7 protein-coding genes and 2 pseudogenes are annotated in these 7,078 nt (G+C 72.8%); 2 read left to right on the top strand and 7 right to left on the bottom strand.

The annotated features are described in order from the left end of the window. Nucleotides 1–2 precede the first annotated feature (2 nt). Entirely contained in the window at nt 3–1,061 is a 1,059-nt protein-coding gene (locus PH203_RS08810; RefSeq protein WP_289918299.1) for a bile acid:sodium symporter family protein, read from the top strand. Here PH203_RS08810 and PH203_RS08815 read toward each other — a convergent pair. The 5 genes and pseudogenes from PH203_RS08815 to PH203_RS08830 form a co-directional block, all read right to left on the bottom strand. Further along, a complete protein-coding gene (locus PH203_RS08815; protein WP_289918217.1) occupies nt 997–2,247 on the bottom strand; it encodes a DUF4185 domain-containing protein in 1,251 nt (416 codons plus the stop codon). The two genes, PH203_RS08810 and PH203_RS08815, sit on opposite strands and share 65 nt — an antisense overlap. A 10-nt stretch (nt 2,248–2,257) precedes the next feature. Beyond that, nucleotides 2,258–2,866: a LamG domain-containing protein gene (locus PH203_RS49645; RefSeq protein WP_354671234.1), complete on the bottom strand. Its 609-nt coding sequence runs from the start codon at nt 2,864–2,866 to the stop codon at nt 2,258–2,260. 254 nt (nt 2,867–3,120) lie between these two features. After that, nucleotides 3,121–3,705, bottom strand: a pseudogene (locus tag PH203_RS49650) (sialidase family protein); the annotation flags it as partial. A gap of 446 nt (nt 3,706–4,151) precedes the next feature. Beyond that, a complete protein-coding gene (locus PH203_RS08825) occupies nt 4,152–4,931 on the bottom strand; it encodes a collagen-like protein (RefSeq protein ID WP_289918219.1) in 780 nt (259 codons plus the stop codon). Beyond that, on the bottom strand, nt 4,928–5,200 hold the full coding sequence (locus PH203_RS08830) for a hypothetical protein (RefSeq protein ID WP_171146965.1): 273 nt from the start codon (nt 5,198–5,200) through the stop codon (nt 4,928–4,930). Before PH203_RS08830 ends, PH203_RS08825 begins: the two co-directional genes overlap by 4 nt. 239 nt (nt 5,201–5,439) lie before the next feature. Here PH203_RS08830 and PH203_RS08835 point away from each other — a divergent pair, with 239 nt between their 5' ends. Beyond that, complete coding sequence (locus tag PH203_RS08835; protein WP_289918226.1) at nt 5,440–5,961, top strand: isochorismatase family protein; 522 nt, start codon at nt 5,440–5,442, stop codon at nt 5,959–5,961. On the opposite strand, the gene fdhD is transcribed toward PH203_RS08835, so the two are convergent. Together fdhD and PH203_RS08845 are read right to left on the bottom strand one after the other, a co-directional pair. Then, on the bottom strand, nt 5,948–6,796 hold the full coding sequence (gene fdhD / locus PH203_RS08840) for a formate dehydrogenase accessory sulfurtransferase FdhD (protein WP_289918227.1): 849 nt from the start codon (nt 6,794–6,796) through the stop codon (nt 5,948–5,950). The genes PH203_RS08835 and fdhD overlap by 14 nt on opposite strands. A gap of 7 nt (nt 6,797–6,803) precedes the next feature. Then, nucleotides 6,804–6,968, bottom strand: a pseudogene (locus PH203_RS08845) (Fe-S-binding domain-containing protein); the annotation flags it as partial. Nucleotides 6,969–7,078: the final 110 nt, after the last annotated feature.

Below are 7,078 nucleotides of genomic sequence, written 5' to 3' on the forward strand. Positions count from 1 at the left end.
GGATGCCGATCGACCCGTACATCCTGCTGCTCCTGGGAACGGTGGGCCTCGCCGCCCTCCTCCCGGCGCGCGGGACGGGCGCGGACGTGGCCTCCGGCGCCTCCACCGCCGCGATCGCCTTCCTCTTCTTCCTCTACGGGGCGCGGCTGTCCACCCGCGAGGCACTGGACGGACTCAAGCACTGGCGGCTCCACGTCACGGTCCTGGCCTGTACGTTCGTCCTCTTCCCGCTGCTCGGGATGGCGGCCCGGGGCCTGGTCCCGGTGCTGCTGACCCAGCCCCTTTACCAGGGACTGCTCTTCCTGACGCTCGTCCCCTCGACGATCCAGTCGTCGATCGCCTTCACCTCCATGGCCCGCGGCAACGTGCCCGCCGCGATCTGCGCCGGCTCCTTCTCCTCGCTGGTCGGCATCGTCATCACCCCGCTGCTCGCCGCCGCCCTGCTCGGCAGCAGCGCGGGCGGGTTCTCCGCCGACTCGCTCGTCGAGATCGTGCTGCAGCTGCTGGTGCCGTTCGTCGCCGGGCAGTTGCTGCGGCGCTGGATCGGCGGGTTCATCGCCCGGCACAAGAAGGTCCTCGGCCTGGTCGACCGGGGCTCGATCCTCCTCGTCGTCTACACCGCGTTCAGCGAGGGCATGGTCCAGGGCATCTGGCACCAGGTGAGCCCGCTGCGCCTGGCCGGACTGCTCGCCGTCGAGGCCGTGCTCCTCGCCGTGATGCTCGCGCTGACCTGGTACGGCGCCAAGGCGCTGCGCTTCGACCGGGAGGACCGGATCGCCATCCAGTTCGCCGGGTCGAAGAAGTCCCTCGCCTCCGGACTGCCCATGGCGAGCGTCCTGTTCGGCGCGCACGCCTCGCTGGCGGTGCTGCCGCTGATGCTCTTCCACCAGATGCAGCTCATGGTGTGCGCGGTGATCGCCAAGCGCCGCTCCCAGGACCCGGTCCTGGAGGACGAGCGCGAGGGCGTGGCCGCGGGCGAGGGGCCGGGCGCACAGGTCAGCCCGTCGGCTTCAGCCTCAGCGTCACGAAGCGCGGTCGGTACAGGGACACGTTCCGGTTGAGCTGGGCGGCCGCGGCGGCCGGCTCCAGCCAGTTGACGTCGTAACTGAGCACGAGCCGCCCGCCGCCGCTCCCCGCGCCGCTGTCGGACAGGGCTGGATGGACCTGCGGGTTGTACGCCGCCACGTCGCCCTCCGGCAGCGCGGCACCGAAGTCCTTCGTCGGCCCGTGCCACGGCCCGGTGGGGGAGCAGGCCCAGTAGGAGGTGACGGTGGTCAGTCCCGCGGTGCCCGCGGCCATGGTGAACAGGACGTACGTCCCGTCCTCGCGTACGACGGAGAAGGCGCTGCCCACTCCGGTGCGCTTCCGTTCGTCGCCGAGGACGGGGGCCGGGCGGGCGCCGGAGGCCCACCCGGAGCCGTTCCAGTACTCCCACGCCCCCGGCTCCCCGAGCCTGCCCTCGGGCACCCGGGCCACATACGCCGAGGAGACCGGGCGGGACACCGCCTGACCGTCGTCGCCGCCGAAGACGTACGTGAAGCCGCCGTCCTCGACGAGTGTCGTGCCGAACAGGACCCGCCGGGAGGGATCGGGGACCAGCTGCTGGTCCATGACGCGGGTGACGGACTCGACACGCAGGTCGGGCAGGGAGAGCGTGGCCACCTCGGTGGCGGTGGGCATGCCGTAGATCCACGGTGCCGCCGCGGCCGTCCGCACCCACAGCAGCACCCGTACGACCTGCTCGTCCGCCCCGGGCGACCGGGGCTCGACCCGGGCCGCGACCGGCCACCGCCACTGGTTGGGGGCCGGGTCGGCGAAGAGCGGGGCCGGCAGGGTGGACTCCAGCCGACCGTCGCGCATCAGCACCGCCGAGTTGCGCACCAGCGGGGCGGTGGTGTCCCGCCAGGTGAACGACTCGCCCACCGGGTTGGGCGGGGCGTACACCTGGCCGAGATAGGTGTCCGAGAACAGCCACAGCACCCGCCCGTCCGGCAGCCGCACCGAGTGGGTGCCGTCGCCGCCGGTCCAGTCGTCGGTGCGGGTGGCGTCGTCGCCGTAGCGGGCGAACTCGGCGGTGAGCCGGTCGTCGGTCGACCACGAGTCGACGGTATGCGGTATGCAGTCGCCCGCATCCTGTCGATCGTCGTCCTCGGGCAGCGCGGTGAGCAGCACAGCTCCGAGGACCAGGGCCAGCAACAGACCGAGCCCCGTTCCCGTCCGCTGCCGTGCTCGTACGTCGTCGGGCACCTGAGGGACGTTAGTGGCTGTCGCTCACATGGTCCATGGGCAGCCAGAGGACGGCGTTCCCGGGTTGGAGGCCGTCGGCCAGTTCCTCGTCGTCGAGCGCCCGGTCCCAGACGCGGACGTCGTCGATCGCGCCGGTGAAGAAGGCCCGCCCGTCCATGCGCTGCCCGATGTGCACCCCGAAGGGCGAGTTCCGGCTGACCGAGCCGCTCGGAGCGTCCGCGGTACCGACCGCCGTACCGTCGAGGAACAGCGACAGCCGCCCGCCGCCGCGCCGCAGCGCCAGATGGTGCCACGCGCCGTCGTTGTACGCGCCGCCGGCCCGCACCGAGGCCGACCGCGGTGCCATGGCCGCGTCCCGGACCGTGATCAGGCCCTGCACCCGGTCGTTCCCGGGCTCGGCACGCAGCCACACCTGCGGCTGTGTGGTGCCGACGCCGCCCATCCACAGCAGCGGCTGCTCACCGGCCGTCGCCGAGGACCGGAACCACAGCGACGCCGTGAAGTCCTCCGTCCCGAGCGGCAGTTCGCCCCGGTAGGGCAGGCGTACGGCATCGTCGGCGCCGTCGAAGGACAGCGCGCCCCCGATCACCCCGGCGGTCTCCTGGGCGTCGCCGAGCACGGCCGCGCGTCCGGCGCCCAGGACCAGATCGGCGGTGGTGGGGTCCGGGTCGCGGCGCGGGGCGAGCCAGTCCTCGGTGAAGCGGGCGAAGCGGATCTCGTCACGGACGTCGACCGCGCCGCCCTCTTACATCAGGCCCACGGTGTCCGGCCCGATCTCCGCCATGTCGGAGTAGCCCGCCCGGTCCTTCGTCACGACCGTGCCGCGGTCGACGCCGTCCCAGGTCTCTGAGCCGTCGTAGGAGGAGCGGACCGTCATCGTCCGGCGGCGGTCGGGGTCGGCCGGGCAGGCCGGCAGAAGGCGGCCGCCCAGGCGGAGCATCGAGCCCTGCACCTGGGGCGCGTAGAGGTCCGGCAGAGCCCGGAAGGGGACGGCGAAGCTGTCTGCGCCGTCGAGGCTGACGGCCTGGTCGCGGTGGCCGGGGTCGGTGCCGTCCTGCTCCCGGCCGCCGACCAGGATTCGCTCGCACCGACCCGCCAGCGCTCCCCGCCGTCGTCGCTGACGACCAGCGCCGCGTGGTCGGCGCTCACCCGGCCGCCGTCCCATGTCTCGGCGTTGACGCCGAGGACGAGCCGTCCGGCGTACGGGCCGCGGCTGAGCCGGATGCCGTGCACGGGGCCGGTGGCGTACCAGGAGTTCCACTCCGGCGGCAGGATCTCCGAGCTCGGATCGCGCGGCGCCGACCACGTGAGACCGTCGTCGTCGCTGTACTGCGGACGGGGGTGCGGTCGCAGTACGGCGGACGGGGGTGCGGTCGCACGGGATGTCGCAACTCCGGCCGCCCGTACGGCCCGTGCAGTACGTCTCCGCCAGCAGGATGCGGTCGGTCTCCCGGTCCCCGACGGGCGCCGGGTTGCCGTGGCTGTCGCCGCTGCCGTCGTCGTCGACCACCTGCAGCGGGCCCCAGGTGCGGCCGCCGTCCGTGGAGCGCTTCAGGATGATGTCGCTGTCGGCGGCGCCCCCGCAGTTGAGGACCCGGCCCTCCGCGAAGGCGAGCAGCGTGCCGTCCGTGGTCCGCACGATCGCGGGGATGCGGAAACAGGCGTATCCGGGATCCTGCGAGGCCTTGAAGAGGATCTGTTCCTCGAACTCCGGGAGCGGGGCGGCGGGCCGGGCGTGCGCGGGGAGCGGTGAGGCGATGAGGGCCAGAAAGGTGACGCTGACGGTTCTCAGACGTGCACGAAACCTCGACGACACGGTGCGACCTGCCCTTCATCAACACGGTCGCCCGGACCTCCCGTGTTCAACGTGCACGTCGCAGAGGCCAGTTGGCGTCTCCCACGCCTCACAAGGCTCGCGTATTCACCCGGCGGCGGGGCACCAGCGCCAGGACCGGCAGGACGGCGGCGGAACCGGGGGCCGGTGCCGGGACGGCCGCGCCCGCCCGGCGGCAGACCAGCGCGTCCGGATCGTCGGCCGGGACCTGGAGGGTGTAGCCCTCGGGGCAGGCGGGACCCGGGTCGCCCTGCGGGCCGGGATCGCCCTTGTCGCCCTTGTCACCCTTGGGGCCCTGGACGCCCTGCGTCCCCTGGGTGCCGTCGACACCGGCGGGGCCCACCGGCCCGGCGGAGCCCTCGGCACCCACGGGGCCCGGCTCACCGGGCTCACCGGGCTCCCCCGGGTCGCCGGGCGAGCCGGACGGGCCGGGGGAGCCCTCCGGTCCCGGCGGCCCCGATGGTCCGGGCTCACCGCGCGGTCCACGGGCGCCGGGGGCGCCACCCGCCCCGGTGGCTCCGCGGTCGCCTTTCTCGCCGCGCTCACCGGGTGGCGCCGCGGGCACCCGGATGCGGTCGATCAGGTCGTCGACCGCGTCGGACGGGTCGGGCGCCGCCGGGGTGCCGCCGCCGGCCTCGACCTGGGCGCGCAGCTCACGCACGTCCTGCGCCAGCGTGGACACGGCCTTGCCGCGCCGGTCCGCCTCCGCCTGCATCTCGGCGGCCCGGCGGTCCCCGGCGTCGATGCGCGCCCACAGGATCACCGCGATCCCGGAGAGGGCGACCAGGATGCAGACGAGGAAGACGCTGCGCCAACGCGCCGCGAGCAGCCGTTCGAAGCGTGCCCTCACGACGTACCTCCGAGTCGGTGGATGTCGAGCCTGAGCCGCGCGATCTCCGACTGGTCGGCGGTGTGCAGCGAGGTCAACTCATCGATGCGCGAGTCGCGTTCGGCGACCTGGCGTTCCAGCCGGTCGCGCTCGGTCTGCAGCTTCTCGGTCAGACTGGAGTAGCCGCTCAGCGCGTTCTCCCCGCGCTTGCCCAGATACGCCACGGCCGCCGCGCCCAGTACGCCGGCGGCCGCCAGTAACGATCCGAGGAGGGTGGTGCCGGCATCCAAGTGACTGCCTCCTACTGGACGACGGGCCGGTTCCGACAAGACACGGCCCGTTGAACTCACCGTCATCAACGAGCCACTTGCCGCCGGGGTGTGCCGCCGGATCCGACTACGCCGGACGGGTGGTGACGGGGCGTCAGGGCTGACGTCAGGTACGCGTAATCGAGCGGCCGGCGCGCGGTGGGCGAAGTCTATTGATCGGATTTCCGGTACGGAGGGCTGACGGCGGATAACGTTCCGTCATGACCGCACCCCTCGACCCCGCGCGCAGCGCCCTCGTCCTGGTCGATCTGATGGACCGGATCGTCGCGCTGCCCCTGGAGCCCCGCAAGGGCACCGAAGTCCTCGCCGCCGCCGAGGAGTTGGCGGCCACCTTCCGCTCGGCCGGCGCCCCCGTCGTCCTCATCCGCGTCGAACGCCCCGGCGTCGCCGAACAGCCGCCCGGCAGCGGGCTGGTGGCCGGACTCGCGCGGGACGGCGACATCGAGATCGTGAAGCGGACCATCGGCGGCTTCCAGGGCACCGGACTCGACGACCACCTCCGCCGACTCGGCGTCACCACCCTCGTGTTCGGCGGGATCGCCACCAACCTCGGCGTCGAGTCCACGGCGCGCGCCGCGGGCGACCTCGGCTACGACCTGGTCTTCGCCGAGGACGCCATGGCCGCGTTCACGGCGGCCGAGCACGACGCGTCGGTGCGGCTGGACTTCCCTCGGCTGGGGTCGGTGGTGCGGACGGCGGAGGTCACCTTCACGCGGGACTGACGCTCGCCCGCAGCGCGATCCGGTCCTCGCCCGCGTACACGTTCATGGACGTGCCGCGCAGGAACCCGACCAGGGTCAGCCCGGTCTCGGCGGCGAGGTCGACGGCGAGCGAGGAGGGGGCGGAGACGGCGGCCAGGACGGGGATGCCGGCCATCACCGCCTTCTGGGCGAGCTCGAAGGAGGCCCGGCCGGAGACGAGCAGGATCGAGCGGGACAGGGGGAGCTCGTCGTTCTGCAGGGCACGGCCGACCAGTTTGTCGACGGCGTTGTGGCGGCCCACGTCCTCACGTATGTCGAGGAGTTCCCCGTCCTCGCCGAAGAGGGCCGCCGCGTGCAGACCCCCGGTCCGGTCGAAGACCCGCTGTGCCGCACGCAACCGGTCGGGGAGGCTTGCGAGCAGGTCGGCCTCGATGCGGACCGGGGGAGTGTCGGAGATGGGCCAGCGGGCCGTGGTCCGGACCGCGTCGAGACTCGCCTTGCCGCACAGACCGCAGGACGAGGTGGTGTAGACGTTCCGCTCCAGGGTGATGTCGGGGATCACCACGCCGGGTGTGGTCCGTACGTCGACCACGTTGTAGGTGTTGGAGCCGTCCACGGTCGCCCCGGCGCAGTAGACGATGTTCTGCAGATCGGATCCGGTCGCCAGCACACCCTCGCTGACCAGGAACCCGGCCGCCAGGGCGAAGTCGTCGCCCGGGGTGCGCATGGTGATCGCGAGCGGCTTGCCGTTCAGCCGGATCTCCAGCGGTTCCTCGGCGACCAGCGTGTCCGGCCGGGAGGAGACCGCCCCGTCCCGGATGCGGAGCACCTTGCGACGTTCCGTGACTCGTCCCATGTCCTGATCAGCCCCGGTTCTGTACGTACTGGCGGCCGAAGCGGCCCTTGATGCAGAGAGTGCCGTGGGCCACCGGGTCGTCGTGCGCCGAGGTGACCTTCACGATTCCATTGTCCTGCACGTGCACAGTCAGGCCGCAGCCCACCCCGCAGTACCCGCAGGCGGAGTCGGTGAGCGGCCTGTCCTCCCTCATGCGGCGGTTCTGTGGGCGAGGAGGTCGCTGATGGCGTGGACGGTGCGGAGGGTGGGGACGTGGGTTTGGGTGATGTCGGCGAGTTCGAC

The sequence above is a fragment of the Streptomyces sp. S.PB5 genome, assembly GCF_030403745.1.
In the GTDB taxonomy this organism is placed as follows: domain Bacteria; phylum Actinomycetota; class Actinomycetes; order Streptomycetales; family Streptomycetaceae; genus Streptomyces.

Excerpts from the sequence above, each read along its gene's own strand:
- PH203_RS08810 (WP_289918299.1), top strand. The coding sequence starts at position 3 with ATGCCGATCGACCCGTACATCCTGCTGCTCCTGGGAACGGTGGGCCTC.
- PH203_RS08835 (WP_289918226.1), top strand. The coding sequence starts at position 5,440 with ATGACCGCACCCCTCGACCCCGCGCGCAGCGCCCTCGTCCTGGTCGAT.
- fdhD (WP_289918227.1), bottom strand. The coding sequence starts at position 6,796 with ATGGGACGAGTCACGGAACGTCGCAAGGTGCTCCGCATCCGGGACGGG.